The following is a 2,463-nucleotide window of genomic DNA, read 5'->3' on the forward strand; positions in this document are numbered from 1 at the left end:
GCAGCGCCCGGGCACGGCCGCCAGCCTGCCGGCTGTCGAAATCGCCGACCAGCCCCGCTACCCGTGGCGCGGCATGCACCTCGACGTGAGCCGGCACTTTTTCGGGGTGGAGTTCGTGAAGAAATACATCGACTACTTGGCCCTGCACCAGCTGAACACCTTTCACTGGCACCTCACCGACGACCAAGGCTGGCGCATCGAAATCAAGAAATACCCCAAGCTGACTTCGGTGGGCGGCTGGCGCGACGGCACGCTCATTGGCCACTACAACGACCAGCCCCACCAGTTCGACAATGTCCGATACGGCGGGTTTTACACCCAGGAGCAAATAAAGGAAGTGGTGCGCTACGCGCAGGAGCGCTACATCACCATCGTGCCCGAAATTGAGATGCCCGGCCACGCGGTGGCGGCGCTGGCGGCGTATCCGGAGCTGTCGTGCACGGGCGGGCCGTTTAAGGTAGAGCGGCTGTGGGGCGTGTTCGACGATATTTTCTGCGCCGGCAACGAGCAGACGTTCACCTTTCTGCAAGACGTATTGACAGAGGTGATGCCGCTGTTTCCGGGCCCGATGGTGCACATCGGCGGCGATGAGGCACCCAAAACCCGCTGGCACAGCTGCCCCAAGTGCCAGGCCCGCATGCAGGCCGAAGGGCTGAAAGACGAGCACGAGCTGCAGAGCTACTTCGTGCAGCGCGTGGAGAAATTCGTCAATGCCAAGGGCAAGCGCATCATCGGCTGGGATGAGATTCTGGAGGGCGGGCTGGCGCCCAATGCGGCGGTGATGTCGTGGCGCGGGCAGGAGGGCGGCACCACGGCCGCCCGGCAAAAGCACAACGTGGTGATGTCGCCCGGCTCCCATTCCTATTTCGACCACTACCAGGGCCTGCCCGAGCTGGAGCCGCTGGCCTTCGGCGGCTACCTACCGCTGTCGAAGGTGTACACTTTCGAGCCCACGCCGAAGGAGCTGACGGCCGCCGAGCAGGCGTACATTCTGGGCGGACAGGCTAATATCTGGACCGAGTACATCCCCACCGAACAGCAGGTAGAGTATATGGCGTTTCCGCGCATGTCGGCACTGGCCGAGGCGCTCTGGTCGCCGGCGCGGCTGCGCAACTGGCCCGATTTCCAGCAGCGGATGCGGCAGCAGTACCGCCGCTACGCCGCCTGGGGCGCCAACTACGCCCGCAGCGCCTTCAACGTGCGCCAGCAGCTCGCCCTCGACCCCGCCCAGCGCACCACTACCGTGACCATGCAAATGGACGCGGCCGGCCCGCAAATCCGCTATACGCTGGATGGCTCGGCGCCCACGGCTGCCTCGCCGGCCTACACCCAGCCGTTTGCGGTGGCCAATTCGGCCGTTATCAAGGCCGCGTCGTTTGAAGATGGCCGGATGATGGACCAGGTTTCGACCCGCGAGCTGCTGGTGCACAAAGCCTTCGCCCGGCCCGTAGCGCTGGCCAACGAGCCCAATAAAAGCTACCCCGGCGCCGGCCCCTTCACGCTGGTGAACGGGCAGCACGGCACCACCACTCACACCGACGGGCAGTGGCTGGGCTTCTACGGCACCGACCTGGTGGCCACCCTCGATTTGCAGCAAACCACCGACATCAGCACCGTGCAGGCCACTTTCCTGCAAGCCGTGGGCTCGGGCATCCGCCTGCCCATCAGCGTGGAAGTGGCCGTATCGACAGACGGACAGACGTACCGGCCAGTGTACGCCGCTGTTGCCACTTCAGACACGCGGACAAAGCCCGGCATCAGCGAAGTGCGGGCGGACTTGAAAAAGACTACGGCCCGCTTCGTGCGCCTGACGGCCAAAAACGCCCAAGCGCCCGGCACCGCCAAGCCCGACACCTGGCTGTTTGCCGATGAAATTGTGGTGCAGTAATGCGGACTGGGTTTCACTGAATTATTTCAAATGAAGAAACCGCTACTCGCGCTACTGCTAACGCTAGCCGCCCTACCCCTGGCCGCCCAGCAGCGCTACGAACTGAACGCCGGCTGGCTGGCGCAGCCCCTGGCCAAAGTGCCCGTCGAGGGGCCGCAGCTTTCGCAGCCCGCGTACCCGCTCGCGGGCTGGCTGCCGGCCGTGGTGCCGGGCACGGTGCTTACCACGCAGCTGGCCAATAAGCAGGTGCCCGACCCGTTTTTCGGGATGAACAACCAACGCATTCCCGACATCTACCGCACCGGGCCGGGCTACTACACCTACTGGTTCGTCAAGGATTTTCAGGAAGCGCCGGCCGCGGGCGCCGGGCAGGTGTGGCTGCACCTGCGGGGCGTGAACTACAGCTGCGAGGTGTTTCTGAACGGGCAGAAGCTCAACGCGCAAACGCACCGGGGTATGTTTCTGCGCCAGGCGTACAACATCACGCCCCACCTGGCCGCCGACGGCCGCAACCGCTTGGCCGTGCTGGTGTACCCGCCCGACCCGGTGGGCAACCCCAACGGCGGACAGGGCGG

2 protein-coding genes are annotated in these 2,463 nt (G+C 64.9%); both read left to right on the top strand.

Translation table 11 applies throughout. The features are described 5' to 3' along the window. Positions 1-1,888 (top strand): glycoside hydrolase family 20 protein (locus tag ACYVDE_RS20275; RefSeq protein WP_460503350.1); only part of this gene is annotated, 1,888 nt, incomplete at its 5' end. A gap of 30 nt (positions 1,889-1,918) precedes the next feature. Continuing rightward, positions 1,919-2,463, top strand: a 545-nt coding sequence (locus ACYVDE_RS20280; protein ID WP_460503351.1) for a glycosyl hydrolase 2 galactose-binding domain-containing protein, incomplete at its 3' end; no start/stop codon positions are given.

The sequence above is a fragment of the Hymenobacter agri genome (assembly GCF_054778495.1).